The 18086-nt window shown below is 66.9% G+C and carries 19 protein-coding genes; 8 read left to right on the forward strand and 11 right to left on the reverse strand.

Annotated features, from left to right (window positions below):
• The first annotated feature begins 286 nt into the window (after positions 1–286).
• Positions 287–1060 (forward strand): NAD kinase, encoded by a 774-nt coding sequence (locus JLDANKMP_RS08195; RefSeq protein ID WP_005410243.1) that lies wholly within the window; start codon positions 287–289, stop codon positions 1058–1060.
• Positions 1061–1107: 47 nt separating this feature from the next.
• Positions 1108–2052, forward strand: a complete 945-nt coding sequence (locus JLDANKMP_RS08200) for a 5'-nucleotidase (RefSeq protein WP_005410242.1) — start codon at positions 1108–1110, stop codon at positions 2050–2052.
• Between the two features lie 180 nt (positions 2053–2232).
• On the opposite strand, the gene JLDANKMP_RS08205 is transcribed toward JLDANKMP_RS08200, so the two are convergent.
• The 11 genes from JLDANKMP_RS08205 to asnS all read right to left on the reverse strand — a co-directional run bounded on the left by JLDANKMP_RS08205 (position 2233) and on the right by asnS (position 11769).
• Positions 2233–2784: a DUF2939 domain-containing protein gene (locus tag JLDANKMP_RS08205; RefSeq protein ID WP_212560888.1), complete on the reverse strand. Its 552-nt coding sequence runs from the start codon at positions 2782–2784 to the stop codon at positions 2233–2235.
• Positions 2785–2839: 55 nt separating this feature from the next.
• The gene (locus JLDANKMP_RS08210) at positions 2840–3526 is read right to left on the reverse strand and encodes a DUF2461 domain-containing protein (RefSeq protein ID WP_005410240.1); all 687 of its coding nucleotides are present in this window, start codon (positions 3524–3526) and stop codon (positions 2840–2842) included.
• Positions 3523–4962, reverse strand: a complete 1440-nt coding sequence (gene sbcB / locus JLDANKMP_RS08215; protein ID WP_049403118.1) for an exodeoxyribonuclease I — start codon at positions 4960–4962, stop codon at positions 3523–3525. The genes JLDANKMP_RS08210 and sbcB overlap by 4 nt, the downstream gene beginning before the upstream one ends.
• Positions 4962–6329: an NAD(P)/FAD-dependent oxidoreductase gene (locus JLDANKMP_RS08220; RefSeq protein WP_012480765.1), complete on the reverse strand. Its 1368-nt coding sequence runs from the start codon at positions 6327–6329 to the stop codon at positions 4962–4964. Before JLDANKMP_RS08220 ends, sbcB begins: the two co-directional genes overlap by 1 nt.
• Before the next feature lie 31 nt (positions 6330–6360).
• Positions 6361–7635: a kynureninase gene (gene kynU, locus JLDANKMP_RS08225; protein ID WP_212560889.1), complete on the reverse strand. Its 1275-nt coding sequence runs from the start codon at positions 7633–7635 to the stop codon at positions 6361–6363.
• A gap of 162 nt (positions 7636–7797) precedes the next feature.
• Positions 7798–8319: a 3-hydroxyanthranilate 3,4-dioxygenase gene (locus JLDANKMP_RS08230; protein WP_005413911.1), complete on the reverse strand. Its 522-nt coding sequence runs from the start codon at positions 8317–8319 to the stop codon at positions 7798–7800.
• Positions 8320–8339: 20 nt separating this feature from the next.
• Complete coding sequence (gene can, locus JLDANKMP_RS08235) at positions 8340–9002, reverse strand: carbonate dehydratase (RefSeq protein WP_212560890.1); 663 nt, start codon at positions 9000–9002, stop codon at positions 8340–8342.
• A 74-nt stretch (positions 9003–9076) separates the two neighbouring features.
• The gene (locus JLDANKMP_RS08240) at positions 9077–9715 is read right to left on the reverse strand and encodes an FMN-binding negative transcriptional regulator (protein ID WP_049397591.1); all 639 of its coding nucleotides are present in this window, start codon (positions 9713–9715) and stop codon (positions 9077–9079) included.
• A 7-nt stretch (positions 9716–9722) separates the two neighbouring features.
• A complete protein-coding gene (locus tag JLDANKMP_RS08245; RefSeq protein WP_006453002.1) occupies positions 9723–10037 on the reverse strand; it encodes a hypothetical protein in 315 nt (104 codons plus the stop codon).
• A 7-nt stretch (positions 10038–10044) separates the two neighbouring features.
• The gene (locus JLDANKMP_RS08250) at positions 10045–10344 is read right to left on the reverse strand and encodes a hypothetical protein (RefSeq protein WP_005410232.1); all 300 of its coding nucleotides are present in this window, start codon (positions 10342–10344) and stop codon (positions 10045–10047) included.
• 30 nt (positions 10345–10374) lie between these two features.
• Entirely contained in the window at positions 10375–11769 is a 1395-nt protein-coding gene (asnS, locus tag JLDANKMP_RS08255; protein ID WP_005410231.1) for an asparagine--tRNA ligase, read from the reverse strand.
• Between the two features lie 128 nt (positions 11770–11897).
• On the opposite strand from asnS, the gene JLDANKMP_RS08260 reads away from it, so the two are divergent.
• From JLDANKMP_RS08260 to smc, 6 genes are all read left to right on the forward strand, one after another.
• Positions 11898–12236, forward strand: a complete 339-nt coding sequence (locus tag JLDANKMP_RS08260) for an iron-sulfur cluster assembly accessory protein (RefSeq protein ID WP_005410230.1) — start codon at positions 11898–11900, stop codon at positions 12234–12236.
• Positions 12237–12302: 66 nt separating this feature from the next.
• Positions 12303–12845 carry a CbrC family protein gene (locus tag JLDANKMP_RS08265; RefSeq protein ID WP_212560891.1) on the forward strand — a complete coding sequence of 181 codons (543 nt, stop codon included), beginning with the start codon at positions 12303–12305 and terminating at the stop codon, positions 12843–12845.
• Positions 12846–13076: 231 nt separating this feature from the next.
• Positions 13077–13514, forward strand: coding sequence for a 30S ribosomal protein S6 (gene rpsF, locus JLDANKMP_RS08270; protein ID WP_005410228.1), 438 nt, complete (start codon positions 13077–13079; stop codon positions 13512–13514).
• A gap of 11 nt (positions 13515–13525) precedes the next feature.
• Positions 13526–13756 carry a 30S ribosomal protein S18 gene (rpsR, locus tag JLDANKMP_RS08275; protein WP_002804494.1) on the forward strand — a complete coding sequence of 77 codons (231 nt, stop codon included), beginning with the start codon at positions 13526–13528 and terminating at the stop codon, positions 13754–13756.
• Positions 13757–13860: 104 nt separating this feature from the next.
• Positions 13861–14310, forward strand: coding sequence for a 50S ribosomal protein L9 (rplI, locus tag JLDANKMP_RS08280; RefSeq protein ID WP_005410227.1), 450 nt, complete (start codon positions 13861–13863; stop codon positions 14308–14310).
• A 258-nt stretch (positions 14311–14568) separates the two neighbouring features.
• Positions 14569–18072: a chromosome segregation protein SMC gene (smc, locus tag JLDANKMP_RS08285; RefSeq protein WP_212560892.1), complete on the forward strand. Its 3504-nt coding sequence runs from the start codon at positions 14569–14571 to the stop codon at positions 18070–18072.
• The last annotated feature ends 14 nt before the right edge of the window (positions 18073–18086 follow it).

Genomic DNA, 18086 nt, shown 5'->3' on the forward strand with positions numbered 1-18086 from the left:
GCCAGGCCATGCCTGGCATGCGTGAACCGGAACGGCCCCGCGAAAGCGGGGCCGTTTTGTTTCTGCCCTTGACCTTTGCGACCATCTGACCCGACGCCGGCCGTGAACCTGCCAGGTGGATGACCGGCCCGTCCGCCGGGACCGTGAGCGCCATGGATGGCGCGACCGAGCCCCCATGGATGGGTTTACGGCGTGTCCCGGCGGACGGGCCGGTCATCCGCCCAGCGGGGTCCAACCCCCGGCGCTCGGTTATGCTCTTCCTCATGCCTTCCCCCCGGATCCACCGATGAGCGACACCCCCCGCATCGCTTTCCTGGCCAGCACCGCCGAGCCCGCGCAGATGGCCCGCGCGGCGATGATCTCGCGTTATGGCGATCACGCGCCGGAGCAGGCCGACGTGCTGTGCCCGCTGGGGGGCGACGGCTTCATGCTGCAGACCCTGCATCGGCATGGGCACCTGGGCAAGCCGGTGTTCGGCATGAAGCTGGGCACGGTCGGCTTCCTGATGAACCAGTACCGTGGAGACGACGACGTGCAGGCCCGCATCGCACGCGCAGAACCGGCCAACCTGCGCCCGCTGGAAATGGTGGCGCTGACCGAGTCCGGCACCAGTACCGGTTCGCTGGCCTACAACGATGTTTCGCTGCTGCGCCAGACCCGGCAGGCCGCGCATATCGGTATCGATCTGAACGGCCAGGAGCGCGTGGCCGAACTGATCGGCGACGGCGTGCTGGTGGCCACCCCGGCCGGCAGCACCGCCTACAACTATTCCGCGCATGGTCCGGTGCTGCCGCTGGGCTCGCACACCATCGCGCTGACGCCGTTGGCCCCGTACCGGCCGCGGCGCTGGCGCGGCGCGATCCTGAAGGCCGATACCGAAGTGCGCTTCCGCGTGCTCGATCCGTACAAGCGCCCGGTCAGCGTGACTGCCGACTCGCACGAGACCCGCGACGTGGTCGAGGTGACCATCCGTGAGTCGAAGGACCGCCGCGTGACCCTGCTGTTCGACCCGGAGCACAACCTGGAAGACCGGATCCTGAGCGAACAGTTCGTTTTTTGAGGACAATGGGCAGCCGGCCGTGCCGACCGCTTGAAGGACCCCCACCGATGGGCGACAACTCCCCCCGTTTGCTGACCGTCGCGGTGACCTCGCGCGCGCTGTTCGACCTCGAGGAAAGCCACGCGCTGTTCGAGAGCGATGGCGTGGCGGCCTATGCCGAATTCCAGCGCCAGCACGAGGACGATATCCTCGGCCCCGGCGTGGCGTTTCCGGTGGTACGCAAGCTGCTGGCTTTGAACCAGGGGGCCAGCCCGGAGAATCCTCGCGTCGAGGTGATCCTGCTGTCGCGCAACTCGGCCGATACCGGCCTGCGCATCTTCAATTCGATCCAGCACTACGGCCTGGGCATCATCCGCGCGACGTTCACTGCCGGCGAGCCGACCTGGCCGTATGTGAAGCCGTTCGGCACCGACCTGTTCCTGTCGGCCAACCCGGAATCGGTGCGCAGCGCGCTGCGCCACGGCATCGCCGCAGCGACCATCCTGCCCAAGCCGCCCGGCGAAACCGCCGCCGCAGCGGCCGACCAGATCGATACCGGTCGCCCGGCCGGCCAGCTGCGCATCGCCTTTGACGGTGACGCGGTGATCTTCGGTGACGAGAGCGAGCGCATCTCACGCGAGCAGGGCGTGGAGGCGTTTGGCCGGCACGAGCGTGAACGGGCCCGCGAACCCCTCAGCGGCGGCCCGTTCCGCGGTTTCCTGTCGGCCCTGCATACGCTGCAGGAAGTATTCCCGGCCGGCGAGAGCGCGCCGATCCGCACTGCGCTGGTGACCGCACGCTCGGCACCGGCGCATGAGCGCGTAATCCGCACCCTGCGCGAGTGGGGAGTGCGCCTGGACGAAGCGCTGTTCCTCGGCGGCCGCCACAAGGGGCCGTTCCTGCAGGCGTTCGGTGCCGACATCTTCTTCGATGACTCGCAGCACAACATCGACAGTGCGCGCGAACACGTGGCCGCCGGCCACGTACCGCACGGTGTCGCCAACGAGGGGTGAAACCATGCCGGGTAGGTGCCAACCGTTGGTTGGCACTGCCATGCATCGGCGCCCACCAAGGTGGGCGTCTACCAGAGCGCTGTACCGCGGTAGTCGCCAACCTTGGTTGGCGCCGTCCTGGACCCATGCCCACCAAGGTGGGCACCTACCGAAAGCAGCGCCGTCGAAGGGCATGACCCGTCACGGGCTGCCGGACATCCCCAACTGCAGATCCACCACCTTCCAGCGCAGGCCCTGCGGTTCCAGCACCACTTTCATCGGCGGCTGGTCGGGGCCGCGATCGACGTCGATCACGAAGCGGTCCACCGCTTCGAAGTGATGCTCGGCGTTCTTCAATGGCCGTGCCGGCTCGGTCGCGCCGAAGGCATCACCGCCCTGCAGTTCATTGCGGCCGCGCTTCCACAGCACGTGGCCCTGCAGCATTGCGCCGATCCCGGTCGGGGTCACCATGGTCTCCACCGCTGCACCGCCGATCTGGTCGCCGAGGCCGTACAGCAGGGCGCCGAACGGGCTGGCCGCTACATCCGGGCCGGCCTGGCGTACCAGATAGTCGTTGAGCTGGGCGCGCAGGCTGCTGCGCACGCGAGGGAAATCGACATAGCGTTCCAGTCGCGCCGTGTCGCGTTCTTCGATGGCCTTGGACAGGCCATGCACGGCCATGTACGGGCCGCCGAACCACCACGCAGCCAAGGCCAGGACCAGCAGCACAGCCAGTGCAGTGAGCTTCTTCATGCTGTCCAGACTGCCGCAAGTGAGGCAGCCAGTGGTGAACGGCAGGTGATGCGGCTCAGAACTCCAGGTCCAGCGCCGCGCACAGGTAGTCAACGAACGGGCCGAGCCCAGCCAGGTCCTTGCCCAGCGTGGACAGCAGGCGCGGGCCGGTCATGGTGGCATCGTCCAGCGAGCGCCACATCACCCAGTTGCGGTGCTTGAGGTCGTCGATGAACTCGAAGTCGGCCGGGAAGCCACGCGGGGGCCGCACCAGCTTTTCGCTCTCCTCGAAATCGAAGCGTTTGCGCAGGGCCGGTGCATGCGCGGCGGCCTTCCAGCTGCCCGGATTGTCGAGGATGAAGTGGCGTACGCGGCGCTGGGTTTCCGGTTCCGGATGCCACAGGCCAGCGCCGACGAAACTCTCGCCAGGCTGCAGGTGCACGTAGAACGAGGGCGCGGCCACTTCGCGGCGGCGCTCATGGAACAGGCGTGCACCCTGCCAGGTCTTGTACGGCGACTTGTCGTTGGAAAAACGCGCGTCACGATGGATGCGGAACAGCGAGCCACCGACGCCACGGGTATCGGCGCGGAAGTGCTCGCTGACCTCGGCCAGCGCCGGCTGCAGGTCGCCCAGCAGGCGCAGGAACGGCTGCCGCACGTGGTCTTCGTACTGCTGGCGGTGATCGTTGAACCAGGCCTTGTCGTTGTGCCGCGCAAGGCTGCGCAGGAACTTGAAGCTGGCGTCCGAGAAATAAGTGCTCACAGCGTCTCCTGCAGGTGCTGGCCCCAGTCGCGCAGCGATTGCAGCAGGGCCTGGCGCCGGGTGTCATCGGGCGCTTCAGCGGCCAGTGCATCCAGCTGCTGCTGGTACTGGGGCAGGTTGAGTTCGCCCAGGCCGCCGTCTCCGAGCAGGCGCTGGCGGCGGTAATCCTGCCAGCGCTGGCGTTCAGGCGGCGCGAGGCTGTCGGGATGATTGCGCGCGCGGTAGCGGAACAGCAGCTCCGGCAGGCGCGGGTCGCGGAAGCGACCTTCCAGCGCGGCCAGCTGCTCGGGCGCAGTGGTGCGTGCAAGCGCAAGCAGCGGCTTGTCACCGTTGCCGAGGAAGCCGTCGTACAGCGAGGCATCGACGTCGGCCACGGTGGCGGCGCGGGGTTGGTTGTAGACCTGCCGGGCTTTTTCGGCCAGCTGCGGGGCGAACGCGCGCAGGCGCTCCACCTTGGCTTCGATCGCAGCCACATCCAGGCCGAGGCGCGCGTGATCATCGGCACGCAGGTGGTTCCAGGCGATCAGCGCCGGCACCTTGTTCAGATGCACTTCCTTCAGAGGTACCCGTGCCGCGCCTTCGGGCAGCTCGCTGGCGCGCATGTACAGGCGCTGTGCGATCACCTCGGCAGGCAGCTCCAGCAGATCGTCGATCTCGCCTTCCAGGTCGAACACGATCACCCGGTTGTTGATGGTCGGGTGCACGGCCAACGGCAGCACCGGTGCCGCGCACAGGCGGCTGGCCGGGTAGCGCATGGAAATGTGCAGCACCGGCTTCATCGCGGCCACGTCCAGCAGGCCGCCCACGAAGCGCTTGTCGCGCAGCTTCAGGGCGTAGTCCCACAGGCGTGGTTGCGACTGCTTGAACAGCCGCGCCATGCCGATGGTGGCGCGCACGTCGGACAGTGCTTCGTGTGCATCGCCTTCGCGCACGTGGTTGGCCTCGGCCAGATGTTCGAGCTTGAACGAGGTGGCGCCATCCTCGCGCAGCGGCCACTGGATGCCGTCCGGGCGCATCGCGCGCATCAGCCGCAGCATGTCCAGCAGGTCCCAGCGTGAATTGCCGTTGCGCCACTCGCGTTCGTACGGGTCGTGGAAGTTGCGGAACAGCCCGTAGCGGACGAACTCATCGTCGAAGCGCAGCGTGTTGTAGCCCAGCGCGCAGGTGCCGGGGCGCGACAGCTGCTCGTTGATGCGGTCGAAGGCCTCGGCCTCGCTGATGCCCTCGGCCAGTGCCTGCTGCGGGGTGATGCCGGTAACCAGGGTGGCCATCGGCGAGGGCAGCAGGTCATCGGCCGGGCGCACGAAGAAGCTGACCGGGGTGTCGATTTCGTTGAGATCGGCGTCGGTGCGGATGGCGGCGAACTGCGAGATGCGCGTGCGCCGCGGGTCCTGGCCGAAGGTTTCCAGATCGTAGAACAGGAAGCTGTCAGCCATCAGTGCGCGCCCTCCAGGACCGGCAGCTGCGCGTGGATCTGCGCTTCCAGCGCGGCCCAGTCGATGTTGTCCAGTGAATCATGGCCGGTGGTGGCGGCCACCAGCATGTCGCGTTGCAGTTCGGTGCGGCGCAGCGCCTCGGCGTACGGCGTGTGCAGGAAGGTGACCATGGTGTAGTGCGGCACGAAGCGGGTCGGCCAGCGCCGCTGCAGTTCCTGTTCCAGTTCGCGCTGCAGCAGGAATGCAGGGTCGGCGACGCGGTCGCGCATTTCCAGGTAGTTCTCCAGCGCCATCTGCTGGATGGCACGTGCATTCGGCTTGCGCTCGGCTTCGAACGCGGCGAATGCACCTTCCAGATCATCGGCCTCCATCAGGTGGCGGGCCAGCGCAACGCAGTCCTCGAACGCGCAGTTCATGCCCTGGCCGTGGAACGGCACCATCGCATGCGCGGCGTCGCCGATCAGCACGGCACGGCCCTGCTGGTGCCAGCGATCGAGCGTCAGCGTGCCAAGCAGGCCCGGCGGGTGCTGTTCCCAGTCTGCGCGCAGGTTCGGGATCAGTGGCAGGGTGTCGGCGAACTCGCGCGCGAACAGCGCCTCGGCCTGCGCGCCGGTATTGATCGTGGCGAAGCTGGGATCGCCCTGGTTGGGCAGGAACAAAGTGACGGTGAAGGTGCCTTCGTGATTGGGCAGGGCGATGCACATGTAATGGCCGCGCGGCCAGATATGCAGCGCATTGCGCTCGATGCGGAAGCTGCCATCGTCGGCCGGCGGAATTTCCAGCTCCTTGTAGGAGTGATCGAGGAACGCGATGTCCTCGCCCAGCGGCGCCCGCCGGTTCATCGCCGCGCGCAGCGCCGAGCCTGCACCATCGGCACCGATCAGGGTGTCGAAGCGGATGTCATGCGGGCTGTCGTCGCGGTCGTCGATGAAGCGTGCGTAGCCGGCGTCGAAATCGACGGTGTGCAGGCGGCGGTGGAAGTGTACGGTCGCGCCAGCCTGTTCGGCCAGTTCCAGCAGCGTGGTGTTGAGGTCGCTGCGATGGATCGACCAGATCACTTCGCTGTCGTCGCGGCCATAGCGCTGCAGCTGCGGTTCGCCTTCGCGCGGATGCACCATGCGTCCGCGCATCATCACCGCGCGCGCCATGACCTCGTCTTCCACACCGGCCTGGCGCAGCGCATTGCGCCCACGCTCGGCCAGCGCCAGGTTGATCGAGCGGCCGCTCTCATAGTCGGCCACGCGTGGATCGCCACGGCGTTCGTACAGGGTGATGCGCCAGCCCTGGCGTGACAGCAGGATGGCCAGCAGCGACCCGGCGAGGCCGGCACCGATAATGCTCAACGAGCGGGAAGCATGTGCGATCAACGAACTGTCCAGCAGTAGGGGAGGGACCGGCTTAGAGGCCGGCCCAGGCTTCCACTTCCTCGACGAAGTGGTGCACGTCCAGGTAGCGGTTGTAGAGCGGGGTGGGCGAGATGCGGATCACGTCCGGCTCGCGCCAGTCGCCGAGCACGCCGATGCCGCGCAGGTGCTCGAACAGCGCACGGCCGCGCTCGCGGCCACCGATCACGCGCAATGACAGCTGGCAGCCGCGGCGCTGCAGCTCGGCCGGGGTGATGATGTCGAGCACGCCGGACAGGCGTGCACGTACAAGCGCTTCGAGCATGCCGGTCAACGCCAGCGACTTGCTGCGCAGTGCCTCCATGCCGGCGCGCTCGAACAGGTCCAGCGACGCGCGCAGCGGCGCCAGGCCGAGGATCGGCGGATTGCTGAGCTGCCAGCCTTCGGCACCGATGGCGGGGGTGAACTGCGGTGCCATCTGGAAGCGGGTGGCTTCCTCATGGCCCCACCAGCCGGCAAAGCGCGGCAGCGTGGTGTCGCGGTGATGGCGCTCGTGCACGAACGCGCCGGCCACCGCACCCGGGCCGCTGTTGAGGTATTTGTAGTGGCACCACACGGCGAAATCGGGTGCGACGTCATGCAGGCGCAGCGGCAGGTTGCCGACCGAGTGCGCCAGGTCGAAGCCGATGCGCGCGCCCTGCAGGCGGGCAGCACGGGTGATTGCATCGAGGTCGAAGGCCTGGCCGGTGCGGTACTGCACGCCGGGCCACAGCACCAGTGCAAGGCGCGGACCGTGTTCGGCGATGGCGCGCTCGATCGCGGTGAGCGAGATCGTTCCGTTGGCTTCGTCCGGTTGCACTTCCACCAGGCACTCGGCCGGGTCGAACCCGTGGAAACGGATCTGCGCTTCGACCGCGTGTCGGTCGGTCGGGAATGCCCCGGCTTCCATCAGGATCACCGGGCGCTGCGCGGTCGGTCGGTAGAAGCTGACCATCATCAGGTGCAGGTTCACGCTCAGCGTGTTCATCGCCACCACTTCGCTGGGCAGTGCACCGACCACGCGGGCCAGCTGCGCGCTCACCAGGCGGTGGTAGGACAGCCACTGCGTCGGGCCGGTGAAGTGGCCTTCCACCGCCAGCTCGCCCCATTGCTTCATCACTTCCTGCACCGCGGCCTGGGCGCCACGCGGCTGCAGGCCCAGCGAGTTGCCGACGAAGTAGGTCTGCTCGCCACCGCCATGGCGCGGAATCAGGAATTCGTTACGCAGCGGGCGCAGCGGATCGGCGGCGTCCAGGGCAATGGCGTGGGTGCGGCTGAGCAGGTCGGACATGGTCGGGCAACAGGCTGCAACGGGACCGCCAGTGTAGCGCCTGGGGCATGGCCCGGTAGACGCGGCCACGCTTCAAGCGCCGCGTTTTCTGGTAGTGGCCCACCTTGGTTGGCGCGCGTGGATCCATGCGCCCACCAAGGTGGGCGCCTACCGGTGTGGGCGTCAGCCCGCCGCCGGCACCGGCAGCGGATCCACGTGCCCGCACTGGCTGCAGGTACGCAGCTCCAGGCTGGCGTGATAGCGCGCAAACACCTTGGGCAGGTCGGTCTCGATGTTCTGCAGCGGGAAGAACTCTTCGTGCAGCTTGTGGTTGCAGCGTTCGCAGTGCCAGATCACGCCGTCCTTCTCGTGCGGCAGGCGCTTGCGCTCGACCACCAGGCCGATGCCGCCGGGCGGGCGCCGCGGCGAGTGCGGCACTCTGGCCGGCAGCAGGAAGATCTCGCCGGCGCGGATCGGAATGTCGCGCACCGCGCCGTCCTCCTGCACCTTCAGCACCATCTCGCCCTCGAGCTGGTAGAACCACTCCGGGCCTTCGTCGTAGTGATAGTCGGTGCGCGAATTCGGCCCGCCCACGACCATCACGATGAAGTCGCCGTTGTCGATCATCTTGTTGCCCACCGGCGGCTTCAGCAGGTGGCGGTTTTCTTCGATCCAGGCGTGCAGGTTGATCGGCGAGGCGAGCATGGTCGTGGTCCGTAGTGAGGTCAGTCGCGCCGGCCCTGGCGGGGCACGTAGGACAGTGCCTTTTCATAGGCCGGCTTCAGCTCCTCCGGTCCACCGACATCGATGCCCATTTCGCTGACCCGGCCGTTCTTCAGGCTGTAGACCCAGCCGTGCACCATCAGCTTCTGCCCGCGCGCCCAGGCGTCCTCGACGATGGTCGAACGGCACAGGTTGGCGACCTGCTCGATCACGTTCAGTTCGCACAGGCGGGCATGCTTCAGCTCGTCATCCTCGATTGCATCGAGGATGCCCTGGTGCTTCTGCACCACGTCGCCGACATGGCGCAGCCAGTTGTCGGCCAGGCCGACGCGGGTATTGTGCAGGCAGGCGTGCACGCCGCCGCAGCCGTAGTGGCCGACGATCAGGATGTGCTTCACCTTCAACTGGTCCACCGCGTACTGCACCACGCTCAGGCAGTTCAGGTCGGTGTGCGCGACCACGTTGGCGACGTTGCGGTGAACGAACACTTCACCCGGGGCCATGCCGATGATCTGGTTGGCCGGCACCCGCGAGTCGGAGCAGCCGATCCACAGGTATTCCGGATGCTGCTGCTTGGACAGCTGCTGGAAGAACTCAGGGTCTTCCTTGGCGATGCGGTCGGCCCAGTCGCGGTTGTTCTGCAGCAGGCGTTGGATGTCTTTCATGTGCGGTATCCCTGGCGTCGGGTGGGGGCAAGGCGCGGCCGTTATGGTCGCGCCGTCGCGGGAAGCTGGGGTGATCAGCCGCTGGAGGCAGACTGTTCACGGTGCCAGCGCATCCACTGCGCCAGCTCATGGGAGGACGGGGAGGCGAGCGCTTCCAGTGCGGCGATCACGGCCTGCTGGTTGGCGTCGGGATGGTTCTGGCTGAGTTTCAGCTTCAGCTGCACGTGTTCCACCTGGAAGCGGAAGCCGACGATGGCGCGCAGCTCCGGGCCGTGTTCGGCGCGCGCGGGATCGAACCGCCAGGCCTGGCCGACGCTGGCTTCGAAGCGGTCGCTGATCGCGCCGACCAGTTCGGCCAGCGCATCAGCGTCGTCGAAGGTCTGCAGCTGGCCACGCAGCTCGGCAGCGGCGTAGTTCCAGGTGGGTACCCGCGCAGCGGGTTCCTTGTCCGGATACCAGCTGGCCGAGACGTAGCCGTGTGGGCCATCGACCAGTACCTTGGCCGCGCCGCTGTGGCGCGACTGCGGGTTGGCGCGGGCCCAGTGGCCGCGCAGTTCGATCTGGTCGCCGTCACGCCGGTACAGCACCGGCATCCGGGTCAGCTCCGGCAGGCCATCGCTGCCGGGGGTGAGCACGGTAACGAACGGGTCGCGCGCCAGCAGGCGGTCCAGCCAGAGCAGGTCGGTCTCGGCGAAGGCGCGCGGGGTGAACATGCAGAGGTCAGGCGCGCCCGCCCAGCGACTGGATCATGCGGCCACGCAGACCCTCGTCGCTGTCGGCCTGCGGCGGCTGCACTTCGTGCAGGCTGAAGCCGCGCACCAGTGCGTCCTCCTCGTCCAGGCCGTCGTACTCGACGAACTCGGCGTCGAACAACTGCGAACGGGCGGTGTCTTCGCTGTCGTAGCTCAGCGTGTTGCCATCGCTGTCGAGCACTTCGGCGGTGCCGGCCGGGCGAACGCGCAGGCGCGCCCAGATCAGGGTGTTGCCGAGGCTGGCCAGCCACCAGCTGTCGCGCGAGGCGGTGATGTCGTTCATGAGCGTATTACCAGAGCGAGGCGAGCCAGAGCAGGGCGGCCATGCCCAGTCCGGCCAGCAGGGTCAGCAGCGATACCCAGGCCGGTGTCGCCAGCCCGGACAGCGAGCGGTCCGGTTGCTGCCGATAGTCGCGGCGCAGCAGCCAGGCCAGGGCATCGGGCTTGAGGAAGGCGCCGCTGCCGAAGCGCGCGGCGAGCGCCGGATGGCGGTCGCGCACGTGCACCAGGGTCAGCGGCCAGAAGATCACGAAGGCACTGAACCCGGCCACTGCAACGCCGACGAAACAGAGGGCGAAGAACAGGGTCATGGGGGCAGTACCTCCGTGGTCGTATGGGGCTTAGAAGTCCGCGCTGCCCGGGGCGCGCGGGTAGGGGATCGCATCGCGGATGTTGGACAGCCCGCAGACGTACACCACCAGGCGCTCGAAGCCCAGGCCGAAGCCGGCGTGCGGCACCGAGCCATAGCGGCGGAAATCGCGGTACCAGCTGTAGTGCTCGCGATCCAGGCCGAACTGGGCCATGCGCGCGTCCAGCACGTCCAGGCGCTCTTCGCGCTGGCTGCCGCCGATGATCTCGCCGATGCCCGGGGCCAGCACGTCCATCGCGGCAACGGTCTTGCCGTCGTCGTTCAGGCGCATGTAGAAGGCCTTGATGTGCTCCGGATAGTTGGTCACCACCACCGGGCGGCCGACGTGTTCCTCGGTCAGCCAGCGCTCGTGCTCGGTCTGCAGGTCCAGGCCCCATTCGACCGGGAAGTCGAACTTCCTGCCGGACTTCTGCAGCAGGCTGACCGCGTCGGTGTAGTCGATGCGCTCGAACGGTGCGTTGATGAAGTCTTCCAGCTTGGTGATCGCGTTCTTGTCCACGCGCTCGGCGATGAAGGCCAGGTCGTCGCTGCGCTCGTTCAGCACCGCACGGAACAGGTACTTCAGGAACTCTTCGGCCAGGCGTGCGTCTTCGGCCAGGTCGGCGAAGGCGATTTCCGGCTCGATCATCCAGAACTCCGCCAGGTGGCGGGTGGTGTGGCTGTTCTCGGCGCGGAAGGTCGGGCCGAAGGTGTAGACCTTGCTCAGCGCCAGGCAGTAGGCCTCGACGTTCAGCTGGCCGGACACGGTCAGGAAGGTTTCCTTGCCGAAGAAGTCGCGGCTGAAATCGATCGCGCCCTTCTCATCGCGCGGCAGGTTCACCATGTCCAGGGTGGACACGCGGAACATCTGGCCGGCGCCTTCGGCGTCGGAGGTGGTGATGATCGGGGTGCTGATCCAGTTGAAGCCGTTCTCGTGGAAGAAACGGTGCACGGCCTGGGCCAGGCAGTTGCGGATGCGGGTGACCGCGCCGAACAGGTTGGTGCGCGGGCGCAGGTGCGCCACTTCGCGCAGGAACTCCGGCGACATCGGCTTGGGCTGGATCGGGTAGGTGAGCGGGTCTTCGACCCAGCCGACCACTTCCACTGCACTGGCCTGGATCTCGAACGACTGGCCCTTGCCCTGCGACTTCACCAGGGTGCCGGTGGCGATGACCGAGCAGCCGCTGGTCAGGCGCTTGATCTCGTCGAAGTTGGCCAGGCTGTCGCCGGCCACGACCTGGATCGGGGCGAAGCAGGAGCCGTCGCTCACATTCACGAAGGCCAGATTCGCTGAACCGCGCACCGTGCGCACCCATCCGCGTACCGTGACTTCGCCGCCTTCCGGGATCTTCCCGGCAAGCGCATGTTCAACGCTGACCACCGTCATGACTTGAATCCTCTGCTGATCGACTCGATCTGTGAACACGGGAGTTTACCGGTTGCAGCGTTCTGCTTGCGAGGCATTTTTCGCGGCAACGGCTCCTTATAATGTCCCCGTACCTCTGGAGTAGCCCCATGGCCGTCAGCCTGACCCCCATTGCCTTCGAGCGCGTGCAGCGCTTTGTCGCCCAGACCCCCGGTGCGCTGGGCCTGCGTTTCGGCGTGACCAAGACCGGTTGCTCCGGCTGGGGCCACATCACCGACCTGGCACGCGACGAGCGCGAGGGCGATACCGTGTTCGAGCAGGACGGCGTGAAGATCTATGTCGACGCCAAGAGCCTGGCGCTGGTGGACGGCACCGTGATCGACTTCGGCAAGCACGGTCTGAGCGAGACCTTCACGTTCAGCAACCCCAATGCCACCGCCGAGTGTGGCTGCGGCGAGAGCTTCACCACCGACGCCGACAAGGCCTGACGGCCCGGCGCGTCCCGGTAGCTGCCGACCTTGGTCGGCACGCGGGGCTCGGCAGGGACCCCACGGATGGAACGACCGGCTTTTACCTATCATCCCAACGCCTACGCCCTCTCCTTCGAAGAGGTCGACGGAATCTGTGACTGCTGCGGCCAGCCGCGCACACTGCGCTACCGCGGGCCGTTCTACACCCGTCTGCGTCCGGATTACCTTTGCCCCTGGTGTATCGCCGACGGCAGGGCGGCGGCCAGCTACGAGGGTGAATTCACCGGCTGGAGTGATATCGAAGGGGTCTCGCCAGACCTGGCCGACCCGCCGCCGAGCATCGCCCGTGAGCTGCTGCTGGAGATCTGCGAGCGCACCCCGGGCTACCCGTCCTGGCAGCAATCGGTCTGGCTGAGCCATTGTGAACGGCCCTGCGCCTTCCTCGGTTTCGCCGGCAGAGACGATCTGCTGCCCATCCTCGACCAGGTCCGGCCCGATGTGGCGGAGGTCAATCCGCGCGACGCCGACTGGGTGCTGGCGCACCTGAGCCAGGACGGGATGATGGTCGGCTGCCTGTTCCAGTGCCTGGAATGCGGCCAGCACCGCCTTCACGTCGACCTGGGGTGAATCCAGGCGGATTCGTGGATTGTGCGGGGCTCCGGTAGCGGCCAGCCTGGGTTGGCATGGGGCTGCGCCCCCGGTTCAGGTTGCCCTGTGACCCGCCGGTTGCCCGGCACCCCCATCTGCGCCATAATGCGCGGCTTCCTGCCTCCCCGGCGGGAATCCTTGCCCCACCGCGGTATCAACGGCGGGGGGCTGTCCGGCCGCAAGGCCACATCCGAAAGGTAGAAAAAAAACATGAGTCGTCATTACGAAATCGTGTTCATGGTCCACCCGGACCAGAGCGAGCAGGTCCCGGCCATGATCGAGCGCTACAAGTCGCTGGTCGAGAACGGCAACGGCACCATCCACCGTCTGGAAGACTGGGGCCGCCGCCAGCTGGCGTACCCGATCCAGAACCTGGTGAAGGCCCACTACGTGCTGATGAACATCGAAGCCGACCAGGCCGTTCTGAACGAACTGACCGAGAGCTTCCGCTTCAACGACGCCGTGCTGCGCAACCTGGTCATCAAGCGTGACGAGGCTGACACCGAGCAGTCGCTGATCATGAAGAGCAAGGACGAGAAGGGTGACAAGCCGGAGCGCGGTGAGCGCCGTCGTCGTGACGACGAAGAAGGCGAGTCCAACAACACCGCTGACAACGAAGCCGGCGACGACGCCGCTTCCGCCGCCTAAGGAGCCTTCCCATGTCCAAGTTCTTCCGTCGCCGCAAGTTCTGCAAGTTCACTGCTGAAGGTGTGAAGGAGATCGACTACAAGGATCTCAACACCCTGCGCCAGTACCTGACCGAGAACGGCAAGATCGTGCCGAGCCGCGTCACCGGTACCAAGTCGAAGTACCAGCGCCAGCTGGCGACCGCCGTCAAGCGCGCTCGCTTCCTGGCCCTGATCCCGTACACCGACAACCACGACGTCTGATGCCAGCGGGGCGGCCCGGCGCCGCCCCCGCTGTGCCAGCTATTCGGACAGCCTTTGTTGCGGGGCATCGCCTCGCTAACGAATAACTTATCTGGAGCAATACCATGCAGCTGATCCTCCTGCAGAAAGTCACCAACCTCGGCAACCTGGGCGACCTGGTCGACGTGAAGCCGGGCTACGGCCGTAACTTCCTCGTGCCGCAGGGCAAGGCCGTGCCGGCCACCGAGAGCAACAAGGCCGAGTTCGAAGCCAAGCGCGCCGAATACGAAGCCAAGGCCCAGGCCATCCACGCCGACGCCGAAGGCCGCAAGGCCAAGCTGGAAGGCGCGAGCGTGACCATCGCCGCCAACGCTTCGACCGAAGGCAAGCTGTACGGCTCGGTTGGCCCGCGCGACATCGCCGAGGCCTTCACCGCCGCCGGCCTGCCGCTGGAAAAGAGCGAAGTCATCCTGGGCGAAGGCGCCTTCCGCAACATCGGCGAATACGACGTGCTGGTCCACCTGCACGCCGACGTCGAGACCACCGTCAAGGTCGTCGTCGTCGCCGAAGCCTGATCCCACGCCGCAAGGCCTGGCATCACCGCAGAACGGGCGCCCGCAAGGGTGCCCGTTTTGTTTTTGGCGCCGTTCCGCGGCGTAGGGCCAGGTCCGTCCGACGGGGTGGGGGTGGACAATGTTCCACGCCCATTCGTAGAACACGTCCACATCGGTATACTCAGGGCGTCACACCCGTTCCACGGGCATCGATCCCAACAGGATCAATGGCTTGGAGGGTAAACGCAGGCCGCTTGCCGGCCCCAGTCCGGAACCCCTATGCGTCTTTCCACGATCAAGCTGTCCGGCTTCAAGTCGTTCGTCGATCCGACCACCCTGCACCTGCCGACCAACATGACCGGCGTGGTGGGGCCCAATGGCTGCGGCAAGTCGAACATCATCGACGCCGTGCGCTGGGTCATGGGCGAGAGTTCGGCCAGCCGCCTGCGTGGCGACTCGCTGACCGACGTGATCTTCTCCGGGTCCAATGCCCGCAAGCCGGTGTCGCAGGCCACGGTCGAGCTGATCTTCGACAACTCCGACCACACGATTTCCGGCGAGTACGCCTCGTTCAACGAGATCTCGGTCAAGCGCACGGTCAGCCGCGACGGCACCAGCAACTATTACCTCAACGGCACCAAGTGCCGTCGTCGCGACATCACCGATCTGTTCCTCGGCACCGGCCTGGGCCCGCGCAGCTACTCGATCATCGAGCAGGGCATGATCAGCCAGATCATCGAGGCGCGCCCGGAAGACCTGCGCGTGTACCTGGAAGAGGCAGCCGGCATCTCCAAGTACAAGGAGCGCCGCAAGGAGACCGAGACCCGCATCCGCCACACCCGTGAGAATCTGGACCGGCTGGGTGACCTGCGCGACGAGATCAGCAAGCAGCTCGAACACCTCAAGCGCCAGGCCAAGCAGGCCGAGCAGTACCAGGCCCTGCAGGAAGAGCGCCGGATCAAGGATGCCGAGTGGAAGGCGCTGGAATTCCGTGGCCTCGATGGGCGCCTGTCGAAGCTGCGCGAAGGCCTGTCGCAGGAAGAGACCAAGCTGCAGCAGCTGATCGCCGATCAGCGCGACGCAGAGGCCCGCATCGAAACCTCGCGAGTGCGTCGCGAAGAGGCCGCCGATGCGCTCAACACCGCGCAGGCGGCGGTCTATCAGGTCGGCAGCACGCTGGCCCGGCTGGAGCAGCAGATCCAGCACCAGCGCGAGCTGTCGCAGCGCCTGCACAAGGCGCGCGACGAAACCCAGCAGGCCCTGGCCGAACTGGGGCAGCACATCAGTGGCGACGAGGCCAAGCTGAGGGTGCTGCGGGAGGCGGTAGAGGCCGCGACCCCGCAGCTGGAAGAACTGCAGGAAGAAAACGAGATAAAGCAGGAAAGCCTGCGCGAGGCTGAAGACCGGCTGGCCAGCTGGCAGCAGCGTTGGGAACAGCACACCTCGCAGAGTTCGGAAGCCTCGCGCGCCGGCGACGTCGAGCGCACGCGCGTGGACTACCTGGACAAGCAGATCCTCGATGCCGACCGGCGTCGTGAAGCCTTGGCCGCCGAGCGCGCCGGGCTGGACGTGGATGCGCTGGAAGAAGCCTTCGAGCAGCTGCACCTGCAGCACGACACGCAGAAGACCGCGCTGGATGAACTGAGCGAAGACGTCGAGCTGCGCAAGCAGGGCGTGGCGGCGGTGCAGGAACAGCAGCGCAATGGCCAGAACGAACTGGCCGAACTGCGCAAGCAGGCCAATGGCCTTCGCGGTCGCCTGGCTTCGCTGGAAACCCTGCAGCAGGCCGCGCTGGGCCAGGAGCAGGGTGCTGCCGTGGCCTGGCTGAAGGCGCGTGGGCTGGACTCGGCGGCGCGTGTCGGCGAACGCCTGGATGTCGATGCCGGTTGGGAAAACGCGGTGGAAAGCGCGCTCGGCCAGTTGATCGAAGGCGTGCTGGTCGATGACCCGGCCAGCCTGGTCGACGCGCTGGGCGAACTGGGCGAGGGCCACATTGCGCTGGTCGCCAACGATGGCGCAGACCTGAAGGTCGCGCCGACCTCGCTGGCTGCACGCGTGCGTGGCCCGGCAGCGATCCGGCGCCTGCTGGCACACCTGCACGGTGCCAGGGATCTGTCCGAGGCCAAGGCGCTGCAGGCCAGCCTTCCGGAAGGCGATTCGATCATCACCCAGAGTGGCGAGCGCCTGGGCCAGGGCTGGCTGCGCGTATCGCGCTCCGGTGCCGCCGCGCAGGGCGCGCTGCTGCGCGAACGTGAGATCCAGGAACTGCGTGAGCAGATCGAGCAGCTGCAGGACCGCGAGGCCGAACTGGAAGAACAGCTGGCCGGCTTCCGAGAGCAGCTGCAGGCTGCCGAACAGCAGCGCGAAGACGCGCAGCGTGCGCTGTACCAGGCCCATCGCGCGGTGTCCGAACTGGCCGGCCAGCTGCAGGGCCAGCAGGGCAAGGTGGAGGCAGCGCGCACGCGCATCGATCGCATCGAAGGCGAGCTGAAGCAGCTGCAGGAAACCATTGAAGCCAACAACGAACAAGCGCGTGAAGCGCGCTCGCGGTTGGAGAACGCGGTCAGCAGCATGGGCGACCTGGAATCGACCCGGCAGCGGCTGGAGGGCGAGCGCCGCCAGTTGACCGAGGCGCGCGACCTGGCTCGCGACGCCGCCCGTGCGGTACGCGAGCGCGCGCACTCGCTGGCCCTGACCCTGGAATCGCAGCGTGCGCAGCTGGCCTCGTTGAGCCAGGCGCTGGAGCGCATGGGCACCCAGCGCGGGCAGCTGGATTCGCGGCTGGGCGAGCTGCATTCGCAGCTGGACGAAGGTGATTCGCCGGTCGAAGCGCTGCAGGCCGAACACCAGAATGCGCTGGAAGAGCGCGTGCGCGCTGATCGCGTGCTGACCGAGGCGCGCACGCTGCTGGACGGCATCGACGCCGAGCTGCGCAATTACGAACAGACCCGCCACCAGCGCGACGAACAGGCATTGGCCCAGCGTGAGCGTATTTCGCAGCGCAAGCTCGACCAGCAGGCGCTGGTGCTCAGCGCGGATACCCTGCAGGCGGCGGTGGAAAAGGCCGGGTTCGTGCTGCAGGACGTACTCAACGCACTGCCCGAGGATGCCCGCCTGGGCGACTGGGAGCAGGCCGTGCACCAGATCGATGCCCGCATGCGCCGGCTGGAGCCGGTCAATCTGGCAGCCATCCACGAGTACGGCGAGGCGTCGCAGCGCTCGGACTACCTGGATTCGCAGCACGCCGACCTCACCACAGCGCTGGAAACCCTGGAAGATGCCATCCGGAAGATCGACCGCGAGACCCGCGGCCGCTTCAAGGACACTTTCGACCGTGTCAACGCCGGCGTGCAGGCGCTGTACCCGCGCCTGTTCGGTGGCGGCCACGCCTACCTGGAATTGACCGGTGAAGACCTGCTCGACACCGGCGTGACCATCATGGCGCGCCCGCCGGGCAAGCGCGTGTCCAGCATCTCGCTGCTGTCCGGCGGCGAAAAGGCGATGACCGCAGTAGCGCTGGTGTTCGCCATCTTCCAGTTGAATCCGGCACCGTTCTGCCTGCTGGACGAGGTGGACGCACCACTGGATGAAGCCAACGTCGGTCGCCTGGCCAACATGGTCAAGGAAATGAGCGAGAAGGTGCAGTTCCTGTTCGTCAGCCACAACAAGGCGACGATGGAGGCTGCGCACCAGCTGTCGGGCGTGACCATGCGCGAACCGGGTGTCAGCCGCCTGGTCAGCGTGGACCTGGAAGAAGCCGCACGATTGGCGGGCGCGGCCTGACGTGCCATCCTAAT

The organism is Stenotrophomonas sp. PE591 (assembly GCF_018320795.1).
Classification (GTDB): Bacteria; Pseudomonadota; Gammaproteobacteria; order Xanthomonadales; family Xanthomonadaceae; genus Stenotrophomonas; species Stenotrophomonas maltophilia.

What these genes read in the sequence shown, in the direction of transcription:
- JLDANKMP_RS08195 (WP_005410243.1), top strand. Translation starts at nt 287, where the DNA reads ATGAGCGACACCCCCCGCATCGCTTTCCTGGCCAGCACCGCCGAGCCC.
- JLDANKMP_RS08200 (WP_005410242.1), top strand. Translation starts at nt 1,108, where the DNA reads ATGGGCGACAACTCCCCCCGTTTGCTGACCGTCGCGGTGACCTCGCGC.
- JLDANKMP_RS08205 (WP_212560888.1), bottom strand. Translation starts at nt 2,784, where the DNA reads ATGAAGAAGCTCACTGCACTGGCTGTGCTGCTGGTCCTGGCCTTGGCT.
- sbcB (WP_049403118.1), bottom strand. Translation starts at nt 4,962, where the DNA reads ATGGCTGACAGCTTCCTGTTCTACGATCTGGAAACCTTCGGCCAGGAC.
- kynU (WP_212560889.1), bottom strand. Translation starts at nt 7,635, where the DNA reads ATGTCCGACCTGCTCAGCCGCACCCACGCCATTGCCCTGGACGCCGCC.
- JLDANKMP_RS08230 (WP_005413911.1), bottom strand. Translation starts at nt 8,319, where the DNA reads ATGCTCGCCTCGCCGATCAACCTGCACGCCTGGATCGAAGAAAACCGC.
- can (WP_212560890.1), bottom strand. Translation starts at nt 9,002, where the DNA reads ATGAAAGACATCCAACGCCTGCTGCAGAACAACCGCGACTGGGCCGAC.
- JLDANKMP_RS08240 (WP_049397591.1), bottom strand. Translation starts at nt 9,715, where the DNA reads ATGTTCACCCCGCGCGCCTTCGCCGAGACCGACCTGCTCTGGCTGGAC.
- JLDANKMP_RS08245 (WP_006453002.1), bottom strand. Translation starts at nt 10,037, where the DNA reads ATGAACGACATCACCGCCTCGCGCGACAGCTGGTGGCTGGCCAGCCTC.
- JLDANKMP_RS08250 (WP_005410232.1), bottom strand. Translation starts at nt 10,344, where the DNA reads ATGACCCTGTTCTTCGCCCTCTGTTTCGTCGGCGTTGCAGTGGCCGGG.
- asnS (WP_005410231.1), bottom strand. Translation starts at nt 11,769, where the DNA reads ATGACGGTGGTCAGCGTTGAACATGCGCTTGCCGGGAAGATCCCGGAA.
- JLDANKMP_RS08260 (WP_005410230.1), top strand. Translation starts at nt 11,898, where the DNA reads ATGGCCGTCAGCCTGACCCCCATTGCCTTCGAGCGCGTGCAGCGCTTT.
- JLDANKMP_RS08265 (WP_212560891.1), top strand. Translation starts at nt 12,303, where the DNA reads ATGGAACGACCGGCTTTTACCTATCATCCCAACGCCTACGCCCTCTCC.
- rpsF (WP_005410228.1), top strand. Translation starts at nt 13,077, where the DNA reads ATGAGTCGTCATTACGAAATCGTGTTCATGGTCCACCCGGACCAGAGC.
- rpsR (WP_002804494.1), top strand. Translation starts at nt 13,526, where the DNA reads ATGTCCAAGTTCTTCCGTCGCCGCAAGTTCTGCAAGTTCACTGCTGAA.
- rplI (WP_005410227.1), top strand. Translation starts at nt 13,861, where the DNA reads ATGCAGCTGATCCTCCTGCAGAAAGTCACCAACCTCGGCAACCTGGGC.
- smc (WP_212560892.1), top strand. Translation starts at nt 14,569, where the DNA reads ATGCGTCTTTCCACGATCAAGCTGTCCGGCTTCAAGTCGTTCGTCGAT.